Genomic DNA, 22,743 nt, shown 5'->3' with positions numbered 1-22,743 from the left:
CAACTGCCCAAACCATCACTAGGCACCATTCAGGATTTTCTGAAAAAAATACTCTCTTTTTCATTCAAAACATCCAACTGATCCCGAAACGATAGGGGAACCGCTTCCCTGACTCCGAGTGCGATGACACCTCCCGGTTTCAATCTTTCCAATATCGTCCCGAAAGTTTCTTCTTTTTTCCGGGCTGTATAATTAATTCCCGAATTTCTGAACAATATCAGATCGAAGTTTTCATCAGGTTCTTCATCGCCAAACCAGGAATTCCGGAACCGGCATTTTTTTAACAGGTCTTTCCTGAAAAATCTTCCATCTACGGCTTCAGTAAAATAATCATCAAAACAGTCATTCTCTTCGAGTCGTTTGTAATTACTGTAACTTACATCAACATTCCCTATATCTATCACACCTTCCGAAATTTCCCGGCACTTTTCTTTTGAAGGATGCTGACACAAAACATCAACACGCTCCAGCAAATCTTCCTCCTTAAGCAACACGAGTAAGGAGTAAACTTCCTCGCCCGAAGGGGTATCGGGCAACCATGCAGACCAGTTATTCCCGTTAAACAAGGGGAAAACATCGTTTCTCAAAGCCCTCCAAAACCCCGGATCTCGAAACATTTCCGTTACATTCACCGCCATATAATATTTAACCGACTCACGAAATGTTTCATCAGCCAGGCGCTCGCTGAACTGGGGCAACCTGCGAATTTTAAGTTTGCCAAACACATGCCCCAGCCTTCTTTTCAGAAACGAATACGAATACCCGGTATAATCCAGACTCTTATACCGGGCCATTTCGGTTGTGACGTTTTTTATTTCATTAATACTTAAAGTAACACCCATGTTCAACCTTGTTATATTCAATATCTGAAATGAAAGACATTGCTCTTCTTGTATACCGGCCCCGACCTGTCGAACTTTGTTTTGAAAAACCCGCTCAAACCTTCATGAGCCCCCAAAACCAGAGTTCCATGTGAAAACATGACATCAAAGAATCGTTGAACAATTCTGTTCTGGAGCCTGGAATTAAAATAGATAAGTACATTCCTGCAAAAAATGATGTCCATTTTATTATAAAACGGTAGGTTATTCTCAACCAGGTTGTGCCGGACAAATTTTATATTGTCTTTCAAAAAAGGTTTTACCGATATAATATCTGTCTTTTTATCAATATCAAAATATTTAGAAAACAGCTTTTCGACACCATCAGTATTCCTAAAAACCTGACTAAAATTCTCAATACACCCTTTATCAATCTGGTGTTTATATATTGCTTTTTTCGCGCTGTCAAGCGCCTTCTGGCTGATATCGGTGGCAAAAACACGAGCTTTGTCCAGCATTCCCAGTTCATTAAGCAAAATCATAAGAGAATACACTTCCTGCCCGGTTGAACAGCCAGCATGCCAAATATTAATGACATTGTTGTTATGATAGAGCGGTAATTGCTTTTCGTACAAATACCGCCACATATCCGGGTCCCTGAAAAGTTCTGTTGTATTTACAGTGATGGCTTCGACCACTTCTTCAACAAAGAATTTATCAGACTGTGTACGGGCTCCAAGCTCTTCGAGGGTGAGTTTATGATCCCGCATCACCTTCTGAATTCTCCTGAAAATAGAGTTATCGGAGTATTCGGAAAAATCATACGGTGAATGCTCTTTGAGCACCTGAAGATATTCTTTATAGGTCATTACTCCGCAGTGATTCAACTCAGCTATCAATTAAAACAATTCAACTTCAACATTCTGAATAAATGCAGTATATGAATGATCGTCTCCCACCTCGGCGTCAGACAACAGGAACAGTACGGGTATTTCTTCACCATATTTATTCAAAATGGGTACTTCCTTTCGTTCACCGATCACTTTGCTTCCTTTGGAATTGACAAATGCGGATACAAACGGGTCATTTTTGGCTGCATTTTTAGAAAACAACCTGGAAACATGCTCTCCCAGTACCTCGTCTCTCGAATAGCCCCACAACTTTTCTGCTGCAGCGTTAAAAAACTCAAGAATGCCATCTTTATTGGTAGTAATGATGGCATCGAGGGCCCCCTCGAGTGTTTTCTCATTTCTGATTTTGACAGCTTCAATTTCCTTAAAATGTTCTTTAACTTCGTTTCTGGCCTCTTCAAGCATAACACCCAGTTCTTCTTTTGAGCGCTTCAGGGCCTCTTCCATCTGTACCTGCTCAGTTACGTCGCTTTCGAGGCTGAGTATTTTCATTATCTCACCATCATTATCAACAACGGGCGAATAAGTAGTAAGAAGATATATTTCTTCGCCGGGCTTGGTTCTTCGTCTCACTCTTCCTCTGAAATTCTGTCCCTGCTGCAACTGTGCAAGGATTTTATCCAGCTCGGCAACATCTTCTTTAAAGAAGAAAATTCTCAAATTCTGGCCTTCAATTTCTTCGGGACGATATTTAAAAGTATTCAGGAAATTATGGTTGACAGAGATAAGCGTGCCGTCGGTTTCAAATTCACAGCTTATGGCAGCATGATCGATGGCATCAAGAATACCTTGCATTTCCACTTCTCTCCGCTCGCTTTCTTCCTGGGTTGCTTTCATCTCCTCAAGGTTCTGGCGAAGCTCCTCTTCCTGCTGGGCCATTTTCTCAGCCTGAATCTGAGTCTCTTTCAGGAGCCTGGAAGTCTTTATATTTGTTTTTACGGTAGAAATGGTTAGGGCAATACTTTCGCCCAGTTTTTCAACAAACTCAATTTCAAATTGCTGGAATGGTCTGAATGAGGCAAGTTCAATAACTCCGTAAATCTCTTCGTTGGCTTTCAGAGGAACAATCAGGATAGCGCCTGGTGTTGCCTCTCCAAGTCCCGATGTGATATTAACATAGTCATCAGGAACATCGGTCATATAAATTGTGGCCTTTTCAAGAGCACAACGCCCCACGAGACCTTCTCCCCATTTGATTGTCTTGTCAGCAAATTTTTTCCTGTCATAAGCGACACAGGCGGTCATTTCAAAGTATTTTTCCCCCTCTTCGCCCGGGCCGGGCTGGTTTAACAGGAAAAAACCACCCTGGTTGATTTTCATGTAATTTACCAGGTAGTGAATGATGTTATAGGACAACTCTTCAAGGTTGTCATTGTTTTTCCGCAGCAATTCAGCAAACTGGGCAAGTCCCTGTGTTACCCACGTACGTTGCTCTTCTTCAAGGCGTCGTTGCTCCTGGTCTTTTTTGCTCTGAAGCATAAACTCCCTTAACTTGATAAGGGCTTTTGTCAGTGCATCGCGTTTCTGTTCGTTTGGGATGGGTTCTTCCAATTTTCCCTGGCGCAGGTTATCGATAAACGCCAGCACCATTTTCGTTTTCCCGGCTTCCTTTTTGATGCGTTTGTTTTGCTTGCGCAGCGCTTTGACAAAAACATTGGAAACCTGATATCCGGCAATTGCGAAAATAACAGGGAAAAGCAGGACGATCCATATTCCGGGCACAAGGTAAAGAAGATGCCATATACCACCTCCCGATTGCCTGACAGGTTCGGCACCGAGACTCAATAAGATAATAATCAATGCCAGGATTAATCCAAAGGCAAAACCCCTGAGCGAATATTTTGATAATATGTTCCGGTAATCTGCTTTCTTCATTTTGTCATTTCTTTGACATCTTAAAATGGTTAACGAACAATCGGGCTAAAAGGTTATAGTTTATTTTGTTAGGTTGTCAGGTACTGAAGGCCGACCGTTCTCCCTTTAGAAGTCAGGGGGTACAGCCAGGGGATGCTGGTTTCGGGTTTCGGGTTACATGTTGTTCAACCTTAACCTCAATCCAAGCCTCAGCCTGGATAGGTGCAAGGTTTTAGGGATGTTAGAATTGTTACAGTTGTCAGGTTGTTAAATTGTTGCATCATCTGATAATCTAAACATCTTATATCTAAACATCTTATATCTCGTATATTGCAGAACATTTAAAAATTCTCATTAACCCTTAGCTTACTGTCAGAGAATGCTCAGCCAGACTACTCTGGCAAAAATAGGTTTTTTCGGGGACAGACTCATCAGATAAAATTTTTAATAATCCAGGGCGCCATCTTATCGATTGGCAAAACTTCGCGGGCAGCGCCTAATTTAATAGCTTCCCTGGGCATACCAAATACCACCGATGATTTTTCATCCTGTGCAATGGTAGTGGCACCGGCTTCTTTCATTTCCAGGAGTCCCCTGGCACCGTCATTACCCATACCGGTCAATAGTATTCCCATGGCATTTTGTCCGGCATAACGGGCTGCCGACCTGAAGAGAACGTCAACCGAAGGGCGGTGTCTGTTGACCAGAGGCCCTTCTCTCACTTCTACAGAGTATTCTTTTCCCGAACGCTTAAGCAGCATGTGATAGTTTCCGGGTGCAATCAACACCCTTCCCTGGTAGAGTTTATCTCCATTCTCGGCTTCTTTTACTTCGAGGTTACATAATGTGTTGAGACTTTTTGCAAATGAGCGGGTAAATCCTTCGGGCATGTGCTGTACAATCGCTATGCCCGGCATTTTTGCCGGAAGCCCTTTCAGAAAAGAACGAATGGCTTCGGTACCTCCGGTAGATGCTCCCATCGCGATAATTTTCTCCGTATTAATAATTTTTTTGTAGGAGAGGCTTTTTTGCAAAATAACATCTGCCGAAAATTTAGGGGCAACCCATTCTACCTGCGGGGTATTGCTGATCTTAAGCCGGGTAAGCTTGGCCTGAGAAGCCGCTTTTACAGCATCACATAATAGAATTTTGGACTCATTAATAAACTGGGCGGCATTCATTGCCGGCTTCCCGATTATTTCGGAAGCTCCGTATTCGAGGGCTTTCATTGCCGTTTCGGTTCCCTCAGTGGTAAGCGAAGAGATCACAACTACGGGGATCGGATGCTGCGACATAATTTTTCTGAGGAAAGTGAGTCCGTCCATCCGGGGCATTTCTATATCCAGGGTAATAACGTCGGGGACCTCCTTCATGATCTTTTTAACAGCAATAAGAGGATCAGCCGCCGTTCCCATAACCTCAATGTAGGGATCCGATTCCAGTATAGCAGACAGACTTTGCCTTACTACTGCCGAATCGTCTACAATTAATACCCGGATCTTTTTGTCCATTCGTTCAATTTTTATTCTTCAATGTTGCGAAAATCTACCTTTTGAAAAGCAGGACAGGAATAACCCATTGCCAAAAGAGTAAACTCCGAGCCGGGATACCCGGCATCCTGAGCTACTGTTCCTTTTTGTCCAAAAATTTATGTCGCACCTCGCCTGTATCGGTAAAAAAAAGAATTTTCCGTCCTTTTCGTCCTCCTGTACTGGAGGCTACCACGGGAATTTTTTTTTCCTCGAGGATTAACCGTGCCACCCTTATGTTGCGTTCTCCGATCAAAGTTCCGTTTGCTCCGCTCTCAATGAGTTCACCTCCGCCAAAAAATTTTAGCTTGCAGATTTTCACGTTTAGCCCCCAGGTGCACCATCCGCTCAAGTAACTTATCAATGGCGATATTTCCATATTTCGGGGAGGCCAAATCGTTACCATTCCAGGTAGGAAGCATATAATGGTTGATCCCTCCTATTTTTGTAACCGGGTCCCACAGGCAGATAGCCACGCACGACCCGAGGATGGTTTTCACCACATACGGCTCTTTACTGGCAAACAACGTGGATGGATATAAAAAATGTTGTGAATATTGTTGCTCCATTTAATAAAAACCTTAAAAAATCTCATCACCATCTTCAAAAAAGATGTCATTGCCTTCACCGCTAAAACCTTCAACAACATTTTTTGCCTCAGGCAGATGAATGGTAAAGGTCGAGCCTTCACCTTTCTGACTTTCAATCTCAATATCTCCACCCAAAACATCGAGGAGAGCTTTTGTAATAGAAAGCCCGAGCCCGTGACCACGGTTAATGGAGTTAATGCCGGTATCCAGTCGCTTGAAACGTTCGAATATGATTTTTTGGTTTTTATCTGATATGCCGGTACCAAAATCCCGGACAGAAAAACTGAGCTTATCTTCGTCGGCCCAGACCCTGATTATTACCTTGCTGTCTTTATAGCTGTACTTTAAAGCATTGTTAAGCAAATTACTCAGGATCAACTTAATTTTCTCACTATCGGTCTTAAAGTAAAAATTCTTCCCAAAGCCATATTCAATTTCCCATTCAAACTCTATTACAATTCCCATTTTTCGGGCGACCAGGCTAAAAGAATCGATAATACTCTGAATGACACCCCTGATGTTAACTTTGGAGATATTCGGGACGACCTCGCCTGCTTCAATTTTGGCAGCCACGAAGATGTTCCTCAGCTGAAAATCCAGATTGAAAGCTTCGCTATGGATAAGGGCTACCATCGAAACCACCTTCTTCCAATCGTTCTTTTCGACCGAAAGGATGGATTTAGACAATCCGAGAATGGAAGTAAACGGGTTTACAATTTCATTTGAAATATTAGAAATAAAATGGCTCTTCAAGGCCTCCGATTCTCTAAGCTTCTTGGTAACCTCCTGCAATTCTCTGGTGAGCATCTGAACCTCCTGCTCATATTTTTTTCGCTCGTTAAGCCTTTCTCTTATTTCTTTTAAAAGCTGTCTGTCACTGATGTTTGTCATAATGCATTATTTAAAAAGCGTCATCATAGTTTTCTAACATCCTAAATACTCTGTTTCTAATCGGGCACAAATATATTGAAAATCATTGAATTCCGATTTTCATCCCATTCGTCTGAAAATGGTCGGTTTCACATGTTTAAGTGGCACATCCATGCCCGAAAGCGACTCGGAATGACCAATAAAAAAATAGCCGCCTGGCCTTAAATGCCTGCACAGACGGTTGATAACTTTTTCCTGAGTAACCCTGTCGAAGTAAATCAGAACATTGCGGCAAAAAATAACATCAAAATCATCATCAACACTATAAACCTGATCCATCAGGTTCAGATACTTCAGTCTCAGGTTCTGTTGCAAATCGGGTATTACCCTCACCGTCGGGTTTGTTCTGTCTTTACTTCTCAAAAAGTACCGCTTTTTCAGCTCTACCGGAACCATATCTATCTTCGACTCTTTGTATACCCCTTTTGCCGCGGTTTCAAGCATCTGACTGGAGATATCGGTACCCAGAATTTCGTAACGAAACCCGGGGTTTGCCATCTTAAACTCATTCAGCGCAATAGCTATGGTATATCCTTCTTCACCACTTGAGGCACCAGCGCTCCAGACTTTGAAAATCCGTCCTGAACCTTCCTCTTCGACAAATGCGGGAAGAACATTATCCTTTAAAAAATTAAAATGTACCGGTTCTCTGAAAAAATCGGTTTTATTGGTTGTAATGACATTCAAAAAATTCAGTAATTCCTGCTGCTGTCCTTCCTTACTGAAAAAAAAGTCGCGATACTCGGAATAAGAATTCATCTTCAGTTCCCGGATTCTTTTTAACAAGCGTCCCTGAAGCATTATCCGTTTTACCGGCGGCATCTTTATTCCATACTGCGAATAAATATACCTGCTGAAAGCCTGAAAATCTTTTTCAGACAATTCGGCTTTAAAACAATCGAACCCCTTATTTTCAGAACTTTTCTCTTCCGGCATTTCCAACAGCTCTTTACTTCTTTTTGGCTTTTGACAGAATTTTGTCCATCTCAATCACTTCATCTCCGGTAAACACTTTGTCGGTATCGAGTATCAGCACAAATGTGCCCTCATAGTTAAAAGTACCGGTAATGTATCCGGGTTTGTATTCCTGACGAATGGGTTTCAATTTATCCGCGGGAATCTCTATAACATCGGAAACGGCATCTACCATAATTCCAACCCTGAAGGTTTGGTCCTCTTCAGACTTTTTCAAATCAAGAACCACGATTACCGTGTTCTCAGATGCTTCCACGGGCTTTAAGCTAAACTTGATACCGGTGTTGATAAGCGGGATAACCTCATCACGAAACTCAATCAATCCGGAAACAAATTCAATTTTTTGCGGAACGGGTTTGGGGCGCTCATATTCACGTATCTCCATCACTCTGGAAACATGTACCGCAAAAACTTCGTCTGCAACCCTGAATGTCAGATATGAATCCATCTAAACAAATTAATATTAAAGTTCTAAATTTTCTCCTGTCTTATATTTCGGCAGTTTTGACCAATTCCTCAATATCGATAACATGAACAAATTGATTATCGAAAGAGAATGTTCCGTGAAAATTTTTCAGTTGGCTCTTTTCCATGTCTACGACTGTAGGTTTCATCTCAATTCCGTCTGCCTCTATTACCTCTTTTACCATGTCGACAATGAGTCCTAAACTACTGTCCTGTTCATCGTCGGGTGTTATGACGATGATGGCGGTATCGTTATCGTATTCCGTTTCCGAAAAGCCCATCAATACGCGCAAATCGACTACGGGAATAATGTTGCCGTGAAGGTTAATCACTCCTTTCATAAAACCGGGAGTATTCGGAATCCTTGTAATTTCAGGAATTTCAAGAATGTGATTGACTTTCATGGCATCAAGAGCAAAAAACTCATCGTTTACTCTGAATGATAAAAGTGTATTATTTTGTTGCTCGGACATAATAAATACCTTATTCTGTTGACGTTTTAGTTTTCCCTCTGAACTTCCCTGAGGAAGTCAGCTGCAATATCCGGTTGGTATCGATGACCAGAGAAATGGACCCGTCGCCTAAAATAGAGGCTCCCGAAACCACTTCATGACTTGTCAGATAACGTCCCAAAGGTTTCACCACCGCTTGATGTTCCCCAAGCACTTCATCAACCACAAGCCCCAGCCGACGGTCTTCATGCCTGACCAGTACCATTTGATGTGTTTCGGTTTCTTTTATTTCTTCCTTAAATATTTCGCGCATATCAACATAAGGAAGCTGCTCATTATCGATAATGACAACCCTGTTGAATGAGTCTTTCAGCTGCCTTTTGTCCAGGGCAAATATTTTTTCGATTGAAGAAATGGGAACCACATACTGATTTTCTCCAATTTTTACCAGTAATCCGTCAATTATAGACAATGTCAGTGGCAAGCGCAAAGTAACGGTAGTGCCTTGCCCCACTACAGAGTCAACGGTTACTTCTCCGCGTATTTCAGATATTTTCTTTCGCACCACGTCCATACCAACACCTCGTCCGGAAACACCGGAAACTGTGTCGCGGGTAGAAAAGCCACTCTGGAAAATAAGATTCAGAATCTCTTTGTGCGAGAGTTCCTCATTCTCCTCTATCATCCCTTTACTGACGGCTTTGGCTCTGATGCTGTCAACGTCGATACCCCTACCGTCGTCGGTGACTTCAATCAAAACACTGGCACCGGCATGATATGCTTTAAAATAAATATTCCCTTTAGGCGATTTACCTACTGCAACACGTTCATCAGGTTTTTCAATTCCGTGGTCGACCGAATTCCTGAGAATATGAAGCAACGGATCGGTCAGGTGTTCTATTATATTTTTGTCAAGTTCAATATCCCCGCCTTCAATAACAAACTCTATTTCTTTGCCGAGTTCTTTGGATAAATCCCGCACAAGTCTCTGAAACCTCATCAATTCGGTCTGCATCGGGATAAGGCTTATTTCGAAAGCATTGTCTCTTAACTGGCGCGATAGTTTCTGCACATTCTCTGCCAACTCCAATATATCGTTATCCCCCTTTTTTTCTGCATATACACTCAGCTGTGCCTGGATGGTGACCAATTCACTAACAAGATTGACCAGCTCGTCAATTTTACTTGAAGCAACCCTGATGCTGGATATCTTGTGGTCTTTAAGCTGGGATTTTTTTCTGCCCTGTTCGGTTTCTGTATTTTCCTGCTCTTGTTCTGTCTTTTTTCCTTCAGTTTCATTCTTATTCAGGAGGACTTTTAAATCAGAAACTTTGATAAGCGTGTTGGAATTGCGGGCATTTTCGATAAGTTTTTCTACCGCGGGGTTCATTTCAAAACCTCCTTTACCCACTTCTTCAATAGAAAGATCGCATTCGTCTTCAACAAAGATGAAAACATCCTTTATTTCGTTGACAGACTCGGCCGTAGAAAGAATTATCTGCCACAGGCAATAATTATTCTCGGGCTCAATATTATCGAAGGAGGGAATTTTATGCGTGTAAACAATGCTGTGTCCTTTTCCTAAAGCATGAAGATCATCCAGTAAAAACAACGGATTTGTTCCGTTTTGTAACAAATCTTCTCCGGGAATAAAGGAGATGAGGTAAGTCTTTTCTTCGGAATTGGCAGCCGACGCGTCATCCCCGGAAACAGAACTATTTTCCTGGTTGCCGGTACCACCTCCCTGCAGGAAGTTTTGAATTTCCCCCATCATCAGGTTGTATTCATCAAGATCGTCTCTGGCGGTCAAATCTCCTTTTTCGAGCAAATATTTAATTTCGTCAACAGCTGAAAAGGTGAGAGAGATCAAGTCGGGGGTAACTTTAATTTTGCCGTTGCGAACTTTGTCAAAAATATTTTCGAGATGGTGTGTAAAATCGCTCAGATGATTGAACCCAAACATGGCTCCACCACCTTTTAATGAATGCATAGCCCTGAAAATGCGCTCTATCAGGTCTTTACTCTGCATATCGTTCTCGAGCGCAAAAAGAGCCTCTTCCAGATCGTTCACGTTATCCAGAGACTCTTCAACAAACTTGGCTTTAAATTTATCTATCATATCCTTACGAGGTTTCGCTCAATTAACTATTGGCGCTTCTGTCTGACAGGCCATCTTTCAGCTGGGCATGCAATTCGTCAAGAATGCTATCAAATCCCCTCAAGGCCTGAACAATCAACTGCCCGGTGTATGTTTTCTCCCCTCTCCTGATCTTATCAAAAGCCATTTCCACCTTGCCGGAAACGGATGCTATATTATCAATTCCAACCATAGGAGCTGTTCCCGTTATGCCATGCATGAGCAAAAAGACCTCCTGTACCAACTCCTTCTGGTCAACATCTTCGGGAGTTGCACTTTTTACCCTCACAAGCTTTTTCTTCAATGCCAAAAGCTCTTCAATGGTATTCTTAATGAATGTCTTCTTTATTTCTTCAAGCTCACCTGTCATTGATAATGTATTTTATTGATCTGTAATTGCCGCCAGGCCCCGGCGGATAGATAAAACTAATCAGACCAACCCGTACTTGCCTACCGGAGAACTCTCGAAATGGCACTTAATAATTTTGCAGGTACAAATGGTTTAATAATCCAGCCGGTTGCTCCTGCCTGCTTAGCTTCCATCTTTTTGGCAGCCTGCGATTCAGTGGTCAGAAACAAAATAGGAATGTGCTTATAATCATCCATCTCCCTGACTTTTCGAATCAGTTCAAGTCCGTTCATATTTGGCATATGAAGATCGGTAATGATAATATCAATGGGCCGGCCATCAAGAAACTGAAGTGCGTCGTCGCCATCGACGCCTACCAGAACATTGTATCCTTCGTTTTGAAGTGTAAAATTCACGACCTCCCGGATACTTTCGGAATCATCAACAATAAGAACTGTTTTTGCCATGTGATTAACTATTTACAGGGTTACTATTTAACAAATCTGAAAATCCTGCGTTGGAGACAAGGCTGTCCAATTCATTAGGCAAATCAGCAGATACCGAAAATTTGCGTTTGTTTTTCTCTGTAGTTGCCTTCATCGATTGTAACAGCTGCAGGAAAGTAATGTCCAGGTTGTCAGGATTGTCTATCCTGACAGCAATATCTCTTGAAAAATTAACCTGCTCTCCAACTGCCTCTTTCACTTTTTGTATATAATTAATGGTCAGTTGTCCGGAGAAAAACAGTTCAAGATTTTCACCGTTGTCTTTAACCTGAACCGTAAAATTATCGCTCTTCATAAACTAAAAATATTAATTCCCCGTTAAGCTGTAGCCTGTTTTAGTGGCAAAGAAAGCCACTGATTTCCTACAGGAATAAAATCCGGAAACACACCAACAGAAAACGTTAAAATTTTTCATAATTATCAAGATCAAATTCTTTCCCCAGATTTCCAAGGTTGGGTTTCTTGGTTCCGGGTTCATTTTTTGATCCTTGTTTCTCTTTATTTTTTCCCTGAAAGGTTTTAGCTTCCGTTGTTTTTTTATTCCCGTCAGCAGTTCTTCCGGCTTTTTGCTTTTGTGTTTGTCCGGTCTTAGTCCCTTCAGATTTTTGTTTAATTCCCTCTTCTCCTATGTTGAAGATACTGACAGCCTTTTGTAAATTGGCCGCAAGGTCGGAAAGCTGTTCTGAAGACTGGGTCAGTTCATCGGAAGAAGAAGCATTCTCCTGGGTAATCATGTTTAGTTGCTGCATGGCCTGATTGATCTGATCGGCGCCGGTTTTTTGTTCCATGCTGGCTGCAGCAATCTCTTTTATAAGCTGCGTTGTTTTTTCAATATCGGGAACAAGCATTTTTGACTTCTCCCCAGCTTCTTTAGAAACCTTCAACCCTTTTGAAACAAGGTTAACAATTTCATCGGCAGCCACTTTACTCTTTTCTGCCAGCTTTCGCACTTCGGCGGCAACGACTGAAAAACCCCTTCCGTGCTCACCGGCACGGGCAGCTTCGACCGCAGCGTTCAATGCCAGAATATTGGTTTGAAAAGCAATATCACTGATTACAGAAATACGCTCCGATATTTCCTCCATCGCTTTAACAGCTTCGGCCGATAATTCATTGGCAACATTGACTTCTTTAGCGGTATCAACAGTGATCTTTTCTGTTTGGATGGCATTATCGGTATTCTGGTCTATGTTAGCAACCATCTCCTCAATTGAAGTGGAAACCTCTTCCGCGGATGCTGCCTGATCGGCCGATCCCCTGGAAAGTTGCTGAGAACTGTCACGAAGATTTTCGCTGGAATGAACCAAATCGAGTGCATTACGTTTGATGGAAACCACAATCTCTTTAAGATTATGGGCCATTGAGCTCAATTCTCTGGCAAGGATACCAATTTCATCATCCTGGCTAATCTCGACACGCGCTGTTAAATCACCTTTTCCAAAAGCCTGAGCAAACTGGACACCTTTCAGAAGCGGCTTTACAATGGTGGAGTAAAGAATATAGCCGATAATTAATGAAGCGGCTATCAGGATAATACTCATAATAGACGTAAACCAGGTAAATGATGAAAAGTTAGCATTCATATTACTGAGAGACGCCTCATAACTGGCCAGATATTTCTTCTCGAGAGAAGAAACCTCATCAATAATTTCGTCACTCAGCTTCATCACATCACCCCCTTCTACGACCATTGGCTCCACTTCGAACAAAACCATGGGATCATCATAGGCTTCGAAAGTATTTAAGGCTGCCATGATTTGCTTGTGCATGGCAAACAGAGAATCGGTCTTGTGAAATATATTCTCAAGCTGCTCTCGGTCGCTTTCGTTCTCCCACTGTTGCGAAAGTTGCATAAGCTCTTCCTCAATGACGGGTAATTCGGTATTATGTATTTCCTGCAATCTGACTTTGTCCGGGGTATCCGATTGACGATCAATATACACCCAGTTTTTTATAAGCATTTTCGTCTGGGTAATGGTCATGCCAAGGTCCCCCAACACTTCTACACTGGGTGAATAAACACTTGTGACATCATTTGTCAGATTTTTACTCCGGGTTAGTGTTCCCAAAGTCAGCACAGCATTGACTATAATGACAATAAGTATCAACCCGAAACCAACGATCAACTTTTGGGCGATGTTAAATTTATATTTTAATTTCATCAGTATAAAATTTATTTATTAAGGTCGGATGGAACTCGCATGCAAGAACTTATACATGTTCTTATTGTAGCAATCCTTGCCATGCTCGTTTCATCTTAAATCTTAAATCTAATAATCTATTAAGGCAAACCTTGTCATGCTCGTTTCATCAGTATAAAATTAATCTAAGTTATTGGTCGGATGGAACCCGCATGCAAGCATTTATACATATTCTTATTGTGGTATGCCTTGTCAGTCCCGTTTTATCTTACATCTCACCATCTTAAATCTAATAATCTATTATTCTATATTAAAACAATTTTTGGCAAGCTCGTTTCATTTGAGCCAGGCGGGCTGAATTCTGTTAAAAAAAATCCCGGAGGCGGTTGTTATCCCCTGACCGGGTGCTTTGTCTACAGAAACGGTTTGTTTTTTACAAAACAATGGCTGAAGACATATTTTCCAAACGTGAACTTATCTGAAGTCCTTTTTGTGACGCATTTCCTTTATGGATTTCAAACTTAAGAACTTCATCTCTAATCACAAAGTTTATCATTGCACCATAATCAGTAGCACCTTCCTCTTCAGCAACTATTAGGGAACTGCTTCCCAGTTTTTGATTTATCTGAGCCGCGATTTTTGAGAAACGAACTCTTGAAGATACATAAAGCACCTGGCAATTCTCCACTTCATCGGCAGAACTGAATTCTTTCACCACAACATCCTGAAAACCAAACTTTTTCCCTGCTGATTGTTCCTGAATCCTACGGGCAATGGCGGGGTCACCTAATACTCCGATTACAAAATCCCCCTGACGGGCATCATCGGGCCAGCCAATGTAACGAATAAAATTGAGGGTAAAAACTGCTTTGTACTTCTCTACCTGCCCTTCTAACATAAACGGCACCAACAGGAACAGTGCCAGAAATAAGTAAATCTTTCTCATTTGTTTTTTAATGTTTATATTTCAAATAACCCATTATTTGTTCCACATGTTCTTACAACAGACCGTTAGATTTTCAGCTATCTGGCTTCCACAAGGCCGGTTATAGATGTAAGATAAATTCTATTATGCTGAAATATTCTATATTTAACAAACATATATCTCAAATAACCAAGTGATTTCAAGATGTTCGCAAACGCAAACCGACAATTCTCTATGCTTGTCAAATAGTTAAATCCTGTTTAGTAATTGGCATTATTTATATCCCATTGCTACGAAAACAATTAACTTTGGTTTCCTTTTAAATCCCAATTTTTTTAAAAATTCCCCTCGCAAGTCATGTCTTTTTGCACTTTTGTCAGACAAAAATGTCATTAACCAAAAAAGAGATACCCCAACAATATTGCCGCAACAATACCGGCGAAATCAGCAATGAGTCCACAGGTAACCGCATGACGTGTTTTGCGGATACCGACCGATCCGAAATAAACGGCGATTATATAAAATGTGGTATCAGTGGCACCCTGAACAGTACTGGCTATACGTGCCACGAAAGAATCGGCTCCGTAAAGGTTCATGGCATCGACCATCATTCCACGGGCGCCACTGCCACTAAGAGGTTTCATTAATGCCGTAGGAAGAGCGCCCACGAAATCGGTGTTCAACCCGGCAGCGGCAACAACCCATTCAATCCCGCTGATAAGTATCTCCATTGCACCGGAAGCCCTGAAAACACCGATACCCACGAGGATGGCAATCAGGTAAGGGATGATCCTGACGGCAATAGAAAACCCGTCTTTCGCACCTTCTATAAACGTTTCGTACACGTTTACTTTTCTCATCATGGCCATAACTATAAAGGTAATGATGATAGAGAAAAGAATAATATTGGCCGTCAACAACGACACGATTCTTATCTCCTCCCGGTCGAGTAAAGACAATCCGTAAATAACCGCTGCGATAAAGACCGACAACCCCCCGAGATAGCCAATCACGACACGGTTGAAAAGATTAATTTTTTGTACAATGGCCACCGCAATCAAACCCACAACTGTACTAAAAAAAGTAGCCAGAAGAATGGGTAGAAAGATATCGGCCGGATTGGCAGCTCCCATTTCGGCTCTGTAAACCATTACTGAAACAGGAATGATGGTCAGTCCCGAAGTATTCAAAACCAAAAACATAATCTGGGCATTCGAAGCCGTATCTTTCTTTTCATTGGCCGATTGCAGCTCTTTCATGGCCTTAAGGCCCATTGGCGTAGCGGCATTATCGAGCCCAAGCATATTGGCGGCTATGTTCATCATCATTGATCCGTAAGCTGGATGATCCCTGGGCAAAGTAGGGAAAATATGTCTGAAAAACGGACCGATTACTTTCGACATGGCAGTAACCATCCCGCCTTTCTCTCCAATACGCATCAGCCCAAGCCATAGAGTGAGAACGCCGGTGAGTCCCAGAGATATTTCAAAACCTGTCCCGGCATAATCGAATGTGGCATTCATCAGGTTGGAAAAAACTTCCAGATCCTGAAAAAAAATGAGCTTTATTAATGCCACAACAAAGGCAATCAGAAAAAAAGCAATCCAGATGTAGTTTAGTACCATAAATTATTTTTTATAGGCATCATGCCGGGCGCCAAATTCTATCCATCCAATACAGCAGATTTTGCATTAGGAAATAACAGCATCGATAAACTGCCTGACAGTGTGCCTGCAGGTTCTCATATATCAAATGGTAAGATTTTGAAACAAAATTACACTACTGTTCTTTCGCCAAGCTCTTTCGAAATATAAATAAACGCCTGCTGGAGTCCGTTAATTTCCTGCAGGAGTTCCATAAACTTTTCCTGATCGCCGGCTTCTTCGGCGGTCTTCAGTTGTTTCCGTTTATCTTCAAGGAGGACTTTCACCTTTCTCCACTTTAGCTCAGTAACAACTTTTGGTACCAGTTCATCCAACCGGTCACTCTCTTTGGCAACCTGTCCGTTTTTTGTGTGTATCCGGCTCAGGGGATATTCTCTTGCAATAAGGTCACTGGCCAGACTGCTGATCCTGCTGTCGGTACTGAAAACAAAAAACTGAGAAGATTTAAATCCCTGATTCCGGAAGTTCTCCTCATACAACTTCATAATTTCGTTGTAAAGGGGATTCACGCTCTCGAGATCATCCTGCTTAAGTTCTGTAATAATATATTCTCCAACAGTAACACGCCGGGTACCTTCCTCAAACTCGAATTCGCCAAGATCAAGATCACCGTATTTCAATAAAAACCGCAACACCTCTCTTTCTTCCGTTTCAAAGGGATTGGAAGAGAGAACTGCTGTCTTCTCAACATCATTACCCGAAGAAGGTGTTCCTTCTGTATTCCGGCCATAATAGCTGTTATTTCTGGTTGCCTCCTTCTCCATTTTTTTTCGGCGAAGTTTACCAATCTCCATGAAAAGCACCTGCTCTTCCACTTTCATCAGGTTACTGCAATCTTTTACATACTCGGTGCGGGTAATGGAGTCGGGAATCACCGAAATAGAATGGACAATATCCTGAATAAGCCTGGCACGCTGTACCGGATCGTTTTTCGCCTCTTCCATCAGCAGACCGGTCTTGAACCTTATAAAATCGGTTTCGTGCTGTTTGATATACTCGCGGAGTGCTTCGCCACCAAGTTTTTTGGCATAAGAGTCGGGGTCTTCGCCATCGGGTAGCAAAAGTACTTTTACATTAAGACCCTCTTCGAGCACGAGGTCAATCCCTCTCAAAGAAGCCTTTATTCCGGCAGCATCACCATCAAAAATAATGGTCAGATTTTTCGAGAAACGGGAAATGAGTCTGATCTGTCCAGGCGTCAGCGCTGTACCGGACGAAGCCACAACATTGCTGATCCCGGCCTGATGGAAAGCCAGAACATCGGTGTAGCCTTCAACAAGGATGCAACGATCCTGGCGGGCAATCTCCTGACGGGCCTGATACATCCCGTAAAGGATGTGACCTTTGTGATATATTTCCGACTCGGGAGAATTCAGGTACTTGGCTGTTTTGGTGTCGGTACGAAGTATGCGGCCACCAAATCCGATTACTTTACCTGCCAGACTGTGTATCGGGAAAATGACCCGTCCCCTGAAACGGTCGGCTTTATAATCGTCCCTGACAATGGTAAGTCCGGTTTTCTCAAGAAAATCGAGCTTAAATCCTTTTTGAAGCGCTTCCCGGGTGAAAGCATCTTTTGAATCGGGAGAATATCCCAGCTGAAATTTTTTAATGATATCATCACGGAAACCCCGTTCTCTGAAATAACTCAATCCTACAGACTTTCCTTCGTCGGAGTTGTGCAACCTTCCTTCGAAATATTTGGCTGCAAAACCTGTGACCACCAGCATGCTCTCCCTGTCGTTTTGATGGGCCACCTCTTCAGGGGTCAGTTCTTTCTCTTCAACGGGAATATGTAACTTTTTTCCAAGGATTTTAATGGCTTCGACGAACGAAATCTGCTCATGATCCATCAGGAAGTTTACCGCATTGCCCCCTTTGCCGCAGCCAAAACATTTAAAAATTCCTTTGTGTGGAGAAACGATAAAAGAAGGCGTTTTCTCATTATGAAAAGGGCATAATCCAATATAATTAACCCCTCTGCGCTTTAGATTTACAAACTCCGAAACCACCTCTACAATCTGGCTCTGCGCGGCCTCCATCACCCGGTCTATAGTACCCTTATCAATCATACCTGCTTGCAGCTTTTTAATGCCTTATTTTTGTAACCCCAAACTGAGGGATTCCGCTCAACGTTTAAAAAATGTACGGCTTTCATCAAAAATATTGGTAAAAGCCAACATTTTCTAAATAGGGGTTAACTCTAAAGTTGAGCAATACTTCGCATCACTCGTATTGCTTAACTTAGGTTGAATAAACCTCGCTATGATCGTTTCATCCGTATAAAATTAGTCTAAGCTATTGGTCTGATGGAACTCGCATGATTGAGTTTTATACTTGTTCTTTTGTGACAATCTTTGTCATGCTCGTTTCATCCGTATAAAGTTAGTCTGTTAAAGTCGGATGGAACACGTCCTGATTACTCGGGATTTGTTTCAAAGGTAGAAAATTTTGCCCGTTTTTGAAGTTGAAATTATCTCTAATCGCAAAACAGGATTATGAAAAAATTAGTTAGTGTCTGTCCAGAAAGTACCGTTTGCTGTGTTACGCTTTCCGTCAAAATACTCATTTACAAAACGAGCATGGCAAAGATTGTCACAAAAGAACATGTATAAACACCATTTAACCTCTAATCATCTAAGAAACCAAAAACGGGGAACAGATTCTTCGTCGTTACCTCCTCAGAATGACATTAGACAGTCTGTCAGTCTGTCATTCTGAGCGGAGCGAAGAATCTAAAAAAGCAAACAGACTAAGATGTGATTTTTATTGATGTTAATAAAAATAATCTGTGTTCATCTGCGTCAACTGAGATGAACTCTCAACCTCAACCTCAACCTTAGCTGTTTGTCATTCGGAGCGGAGCGAAGAATCTAAAATCAATTAAAGTATGATAAGTAGCATCATTCCAATAACTTAGACTAATTTTATACGGATGAAAAATAGACTCCGTTTTTGACGGCTTCGCAAGCTTTGCAACCGGCACTTTCTGAAACCACACAGGATTTGTTACAACTTTTTCCCATTTTATAGATGGGCATTAGTTAGTCTTTCGGGCTCAGTGCTGAAAACGGAATAAAAACTTTTCGCGATATGGGGGGGGGGTGTGGGTACTCATAGATAATTTCTACCTCTTCAACGCCTCAGCTCCCGACGTAATCTCAATCAGCTCATTGGTAATGTTCGATTGACGGGCTTTATTGTACGAAAGTTGCAGTTCTCTGATCAGGTCGGTAGCATTATCGGTAGCTTTATGCATGGAAGTCATCCTGGCGCCGTGCTCGGAAGCAATGGACTCGAGCACTACCTGATAGAAAAGCGACCGCAGGGTTTTTGGCATCAGCGTATCTACAATTGTTTGCCGGTTGGGCTCCAGAATGTACTCCGAAATTGGTTTATCGCGTTTCACTTCGGGAATGCTTATGGGCAAAAATTGCTGAACCTGCACTTCCTGTACTGCCGCATTGATAAATTCATTATAGATGACAATCGATTTTTTCAATATCCCCAGATCATATTCATCGATCATTTCGTCGGCCAACATGGATATCCTGGCAAAGGTCGGATCAACAAGCTGCCCTTCCTCCAATACATGCGGCGCAATATTCCTTGACCGCAACATTTTCCATGCCTGTTTCCCGAGGACTCTGATTTCAACATTTCCTTTCCTGTAATCGTCTTTCAGGTCAGTCCTTAAAAGCGACTGAACAGTTTTCACAACATTTGAATTAAAAGCGCCGCACAAACCACGGTTTGAAGCAACAACCCAAAGCACTACTTTGTCACCTCTGCCGGGGAAAGTATAGTTAATTTTAATATCGGGATACGCCGAAACCATGTCATTGATAATACCGATAAGACGCGTGGTATAGGGACGAATATGATCGACATCGTCCTGCGCCTTCTTCAGCCTTGCTGCCGAAACCATCTTCATAGCACTGGTCACCTGGCGCGTGGTTTTGATGGCGCTAATCCTTGTTCGTATGTCTCTTAAATTAGCCATTTATAATTATTCCTTCTCTTCACCTGGTTTAAACTGAGCTGCCACATCGCGGGCGACTTGTTCTATCTTGCCGGTAATTTCATCGTCAAATTTCCCCGATAAAATGTTCTTTAAAACATCGGAATGCCTCAGTTGAAGATTTTCGATAAACTCTCTTTCAAAATCTTTCACTTTGTCCATCGGGACATCCTGAAGCAGTCCCCTGGTGCCGCAATAAATAACAGCCACCTGCTGTTCAACCGGCACCGGTTTATACTGAGGTTGTTTCAGCAATTCAACATTTTTTCTACCCTTGTCGAGTACGGCCATGGTGGCAGGATCGAGATCGGAGCCAAACTTGGAAAAAGCCTCCAGTTCGCGATACTGAGCCTGATCAAGTTTTAACGTTCCCGCGACCTTTTTCATGGGTTTGATCTGCGCATTACCTCCAACCCGTGAAACGGAAATTCCCACGTTGATGGCGGGACGCACTCCTGCATTGAAAAGATCATTTTCCAGAAAAATCTGACCATCTGTAATAGAAATAACATTGGTGGGGATATATGCCGAAACATCTCCTGCCTGGGTTTCAATAATCGGTAAAGCGGTTAAAGAACCACCACCCTTAACTTTCCCCTTTAATGATTCGGGGACATCATTCATCCGGGCAGCCACCACATCCGATTCTATAATTTTGGCTGCTCTTTCCAACAGCCGGGAATGCAGATAAAAGATATCGCCGGGGAAAGCTTCCCGTCCGGGAGGCCGTCGCAACAACAGAGATACTTCACGATAAGAAACCGACTGCTTGGAAAGATCGTCGTAAATAATGAGTGCGTGTCGTCCGGTGTCTCTGAAGTACTCTCCCACAGAGGTTCCTGCAAAGGGGGCATAAAACTGCATAGCGGCCGGGTAGGAAGCCGTCGCGGAAACCACAATAGTATAATCCATGGCACCATGTTTACGAAGGGTACTGACAATTTGAGCCACCGTTGAGCCCTTTTGTCCGATAGCCACATAGATACAATAAACCGGCTCGCCGGCCTCAAAAAACGGCCTCTGGTTAATAATGGTGTCAATGGCAATGGCGGTTTTACCGGTTTGACGGTCTCCGATAATCAATTCCCGTTGTCCCCGTCCAATCGGCGTCATGGCATCAATGGCTTTCAACCCGGTTTGCAGCGGTTCCTTCACCGGTTGCCTGAAAATAACCTCCGGCGCTTTGCGCTCCAATGGCATTTCATACAGCTGTCCGCGAATACTTCCTTTCCCGTCGAGAGGTTCGCCAAGGGTATTAACAACTCTGCCCACCAAGCCGTCTCCAACCTTAATGGAAGCTATTCTTTTGGTTCTTCGCACGATATCGCCTTCCGATACAAGCTGGGAATCACCTAATAATACAACACCTACACTATCGGCTTCAAGATTGAGGACAACGCCCATGCAATTATCAAACTCCACCAGCTCGTTCGACTGGACATTAGACAACCCGTAAACACGCGCAATCCCGTCACCAACCTGCAATACTGTTCCCACTTCCTCCAGCTCCGTGGCCGATTGAAAACCTTCTATTTCTTTTTTTATTATTTCGGAGACTTCCGACGGACGAATTTGTTCCATATCAAGTTTCTTTTCTCTAACTCAAATCAAAAATAAAAATCAGAGTTCGCTGTAATAATTTCAAAAAGGAGGAGGCCGGCTAACTGACCCATTACCAGGTGCAAGGTCAAAGCCCCAAGAAGCGAGCAGCTTGTTGCTTTCATCTTCTGCTTTTTATCCTTCACTATTGTACGGAAGCTGTACCTCCTCTAATGTATTTTTAACTCAACAATTTATTTCTCAATAATTTTATCTGGTGAGCAATACTGTTGTCGATGATTTTCTCATCCACAACCAGAATTACGCCCCCTATTATGTCAGACTTCACCTGTTCCTCCATTTCAATGGGCCCTTCAAATTCGCGTTCGAGGTAAATTTGCAGATTATCCAGGTAATCCTTATCCATCTTAACAGCAGTGATAACTTTAACACTTCTGATTCCTTTATGTTTTTTGTATAAATCTTCAAAAGTGACAATGATATCGTGCAGAAAATTTTCTCTGTTTTTATCAATGACAAGGTCTAAAAACCTGATCATAAGCGGATTCTGCTCACCTGAAAGAACCTTTTTGAGCACATTCTTTTTCCGGGATGGCATTATCACGGGATTTTCCAGAAAGGCACAAAAATCCCTCACCGTCAGACAGTGATCAAGAAGGAGTTTCGAATCATGGTACAATCTGTCCAGTTCGTTCCTTTCTTTGGCAAGCTCAAACAGTGCTCTGGCATATCTTATGGTGATGGGACCTCTGTTCATCCTGTATAATAGTGCTAATTAGTTCCCGTCAATTCAATAAAAGTCGGGAAAAGTTGTAACAAATCATGTGTGGTTTCAGAAAGTGTCGGTTGCAATGCCTGCCCTCATATCATCGGGGCCTTCGAAGCCGCCAAAAACGGAGTTCCGAGTTTGCTT

Annotated in this window: 21 protein-coding genes; all 21 read right to left on the bottom strand. The window is 42.4% G+C overall.

The window, feature by feature from the left end; translation table 11 throughout:
• Positions 1-29: 29 nt before the first annotated feature.
• Positions 30-842 (bottom strand): CheR family methyltransferase, encoded by an 813-nt coding sequence (locus tag ATH1_RS0108025; protein ID WP_010419975.1) that lies wholly within the window; start codon positions 840-842, stop codon positions 30-32.
• Positions 843-859: 17 nt separating this feature from the next.
• Positions 860-1,690 (bottom strand): CheR family methyltransferase, encoded by an 831-nt coding sequence (locus ATH1_RS0108020; RefSeq protein WP_010419973.1) that lies wholly within the window; start codon positions 1,688-1,690, stop codon positions 860-862.
• A gap of 30 nt (positions 1,691-1,720) precedes the next feature.
• Positions 1,721-3,607 carry a PAS domain S-box protein gene (locus tag ATH1_RS0108015; RefSeq protein WP_010419971.1) on the bottom strand — a complete coding sequence of 629 codons (1,887 nt, stop codon included), beginning with the start codon at positions 3,605-3,607 and terminating at the stop codon, positions 1,721-1,723.
• Between the two features lie 410 nt (positions 3,608-4,017).
• Complete coding sequence (locus tag ATH1_RS0108010; RefSeq protein ID WP_010419969.1) at positions 4,018-5,097, bottom strand: protein-glutamate methylesterase/protein-glutamine glutaminase; 1,080 nt, start codon at positions 5,095-5,097, stop codon at positions 4,018-4,020.
• A 112-nt stretch (positions 5,098-5,209) separates the two neighbouring features.
• On the bottom strand, positions 5,210-5,437 hold the full coding sequence (locus ATH1_RS19225) for a chemotaxis protein CheD (protein WP_280959761.1): 228 nt from the start codon (positions 5,435-5,437) through the stop codon (positions 5,210-5,212).
• Positions 5,400-5,684, bottom strand: coding sequence for a chemotaxis protein CheD (locus tag ATH1_RS22445; protein ID WP_280959760.1), 285 nt, complete (start codon positions 5,682-5,684; stop codon positions 5,400-5,402). The genes ATH1_RS19225 and ATH1_RS22445 overlap by 38 nt, the downstream gene beginning before the upstream one ends.
• A gap of 12 nt (positions 5,685-5,696) precedes the next feature.
• On the bottom strand, positions 5,697-6,596 hold the full coding sequence (locus tag ATH1_RS0108000) for a sensor histidine kinase (protein ID WP_010419966.1): 900 nt from the start codon (positions 6,594-6,596) through the stop codon (positions 5,697-5,699).
• 99 nt (positions 6,597-6,695) lie between these two features.
• Entirely contained in the window at positions 6,696-7,571 is an 876-nt protein-coding gene (locus tag ATH1_RS0107995) for a CheR family methyltransferase (RefSeq protein WP_010419964.1), read from the bottom strand.
• Positions 7,572-7,584: 13 nt separating this feature from the next.
• Positions 7,585-8,058: a chemotaxis protein CheW gene (locus ATH1_RS0107990; RefSeq protein WP_010419962.1), complete on the bottom strand. Its 474-nt coding sequence runs from the start codon at positions 8,056-8,058 to the stop codon at positions 7,585-7,587.
• A gap of 40 nt (positions 8,059-8,098) precedes the next feature.
• Positions 8,099-8,548 (bottom strand): chemotaxis protein CheW, encoded by a 450-nt coding sequence (locus tag ATH1_RS0107985; protein ID WP_010419960.1) that lies wholly within the window; start codon positions 8,546-8,548, stop codon positions 8,099-8,101.
• A gap of 10 nt (positions 8,549-8,558) precedes the next feature.
• Positions 8,559-10,646: a chemotaxis protein CheA gene (locus ATH1_RS0107980; RefSeq protein WP_010419958.1), complete on the bottom strand. Its 2,088-nt coding sequence runs from the start codon at positions 10,644-10,646 to the stop codon at positions 8,559-8,561.
• A gap of 22 nt (positions 10,647-10,668) precedes the next feature.
• Positions 10,669-11,034: an Hpt domain-containing protein gene (locus ATH1_RS0107975; protein ID WP_010419956.1), complete on the bottom strand. Its 366-nt coding sequence runs from the start codon at positions 11,032-11,034 to the stop codon at positions 10,669-10,671.
• 80 nt (positions 11,035-11,114) lie between these two features.
• On the bottom strand, positions 11,115-11,480 hold the full coding sequence (locus ATH1_RS0107970) for a response regulator (RefSeq protein ID WP_010419954.1): 366 nt from the start codon (positions 11,478-11,480) through the stop codon (positions 11,115-11,117).
• A 4-nt stretch (positions 11,481-11,484) separates the two neighbouring features.
• A complete protein-coding gene (locus tag ATH1_RS0107965) occupies positions 11,485-11,814 on the bottom strand; it encodes a hypothetical protein (RefSeq protein WP_010419952.1) in 330 nt (109 codons plus the stop codon).
• Positions 11,815-11,920: 106 nt separating this feature from the next.
• Positions 11,921-13,681, bottom strand: a complete 1,761-nt coding sequence (locus ATH1_RS0107960) for a methyl-accepting chemotaxis protein (protein ID WP_010419949.1) — start codon at positions 13,679-13,681, stop codon at positions 11,921-11,923.
• A gap of 412 nt (positions 13,682-14,093) precedes the next feature.
• A complete protein-coding gene (locus ATH1_RS0107950) occupies positions 14,094-14,606 on the bottom strand; it encodes a YfiR family protein (RefSeq protein WP_010419944.1) in 513 nt (170 codons plus the stop codon).
• A gap of 371 nt (positions 14,607-14,977) precedes the next feature.
• Positions 14,978-16,210: a nucleoside recognition domain-containing protein gene (locus ATH1_RS0107945; RefSeq protein ID WP_010419941.1), complete on the bottom strand. Its 1,233-nt coding sequence runs from the start codon at positions 16,208-16,210 to the stop codon at positions 14,978-14,980.
• Positions 16,211-16,359: 149 nt separating this feature from the next.
• The gene (gene dnaG / locus ATH1_RS0107940) at positions 16,360-18,321 is read right to left on the bottom strand and encodes a DNA primase (protein WP_010419938.1); all 1,962 of its coding nucleotides are present in this window, start codon (positions 18,319-18,321) and stop codon (positions 16,360-16,362) included.
• Positions 18,322-19,376: 1,055 nt separating this feature from the next.
• Complete coding sequence (atpG, locus tag ATH1_RS0107935) at positions 19,377-20,252, bottom strand: ATP synthase F1 subunit gamma (RefSeq protein ID WP_010419935.1); 876 nt, start codon at positions 20,250-20,252, stop codon at positions 19,377-19,379.
• A gap of 6 nt (positions 20,253-20,258) precedes the next feature.
• Complete coding sequence (atpA, locus tag ATH1_RS0107930) at positions 20,259-21,851, bottom strand: F0F1 ATP synthase subunit alpha (RefSeq protein WP_010419929.1); 1,593 nt, start codon at positions 21,849-21,851, stop codon at positions 20,259-20,261.
• A 199-nt stretch (positions 21,852-22,050) separates the two neighbouring features.
• The gene (atpH, locus tag ATH1_RS0107920) at positions 22,051-22,587 is read right to left on the bottom strand and encodes an ATP synthase F1 subunit delta (RefSeq protein ID WP_010419923.1); all 537 of its coding nucleotides are present in this window, start codon (positions 22,585-22,587) and stop codon (positions 22,051-22,053) included.
• Positions 22,588-22,743 lie beyond the last annotated feature (156 nt).

The sequence above is a fragment of the Anaerophaga thermohalophila DSM 12881 genome (genome assembly GCF_000191885.1).
Lineage (GTDB): Bacteria > Bacteroidota > Bacteroidia > Bacteroidales > Marinilabiliaceae > Anaerophaga > Anaerophaga thermohalophila.
The sequence above is the reverse complement of the archived record's forward strand: the minus strand, read 5'-3'. Positions and strand labels throughout refer to the sequence as shown.

Coding starts and splice junctions, on each gene's coding strand:
- ATH1_RS0108025 (WP_010419975.1), bottom strand. CDS start 842: ATGGGTGTTACTTTAAGTATTAATGAAATAAAAAACGTCACAACCGAA.
- ATH1_RS0108020 (WP_010419973.1), bottom strand. CDS start 1,690: ATGACCTATAAAGAATATCTTCAGGTGCTCAAAGAGCATTCACCGTAT.
- ATH1_RS0108015 (WP_010419971.1), bottom strand. CDS start 3,607: ATGAAGAAAGCAGATTACCGGAACATATTATCAAAATATTCGCTCAGG.
- ATH1_RS0108010 (WP_010419969.1), bottom strand. CDS start 5,097: ATGGACAAAAAGATCCGGGTATTAATTGTAGACGATTCGGCAGTAGTA.
- ATH1_RS22445 (WP_280959760.1), bottom strand. CDS start 5,684: ATGGAGCAACAATATTCACAACATTTTTTATATCCATCCACGTTGTTT.
- ATH1_RS0108000 (WP_010419966.1), bottom strand. CDS start 6,596: ATGACAAACATCAGTGACAGACAGCTTTTAAAAGAAATAAGAGAAAGG.
- ATH1_RS0107995 (WP_010419964.1), bottom strand. CDS start 7,571: ATGCCGGAAGAGAAAAGTTCTGAAAATAAGGGGTTCGATTGTTTTAAA.
- ATH1_RS0107990 (WP_010419962.1), bottom strand. CDS start 8,058: ATGGATTCATATCTGACATTCAGGGTTGCAGACGAAGTTTTTGCGGTA.
- ATH1_RS0107985 (WP_010419960.1), bottom strand. CDS start 8,548: ATGTCCGAGCAACAAAATAATACACTTTTATCATTCAGAGTAAACGAT.
- ATH1_RS0107980 (WP_010419958.1), bottom strand. CDS start 10,646: ATGATAGATAAATTTAAAGCCAAGTTTGTTGAAGAGTCTCTGGATAAC.
- ATH1_RS0107975 (WP_010419956.1), bottom strand. CDS start 11,034: ATGACAGGTGAGCTTGAAGAAATAAAGAAGACATTCATTAAGAATACC.
- ATH1_RS0107970 (WP_010419954.1), bottom strand. CDS start 11,480: ATGGCAAAAACAGTTCTTATTGTTGATGATTCCGAAAGTATCCGGGAG.
- ATH1_RS0107965 (WP_010419952.1), bottom strand. CDS start 11,814: ATGAAGAGCGATAATTTTACGGTTCAGGTTAAAGACAACGGTGAAAAT.
- ATH1_RS0107960 (WP_010419949.1), bottom strand. CDS start 13,681: ATGAAATTAAAATATAAATTTAACATCGCCCAAAAGTTGATCGTTGGT.
- ATH1_RS0107950 (WP_010419944.1), bottom strand. CDS start 14,606: ATGAGAAAGATTTACTTATTTCTGGCACTGTTCCTGTTGGTGCCGTTT.
- ATH1_RS0107945 (WP_010419941.1), bottom strand. CDS start 16,210: ATGGTACTAAACTACATCTGGATTGCTTTTTTTCTGATTGCCTTTGTT.
- dnaG (WP_010419938.1), bottom strand. CDS start 18,321: ATGATTGATAAGGGTACTATAGACCGGGTGATGGAGGCCGCGCAGAGC.
- atpG (WP_010419935.1), bottom strand. CDS start 20,252: ATGGCTAATTTAAGAGACATACGAACAAGGATTAGCGCCATCAAAACC.
- atpA (WP_010419929.1), bottom strand. CDS start 21,851: ATGGAACAAATTCGTCCGTCGGAAGTCTCCGAAATAATAAAAAAAGAA.
- atpH (WP_010419923.1), bottom strand. CDS start 22,587: ATGAACAGAGGTCCCATCACCATAAGATATGCCAGAGCACTGTTTGAG.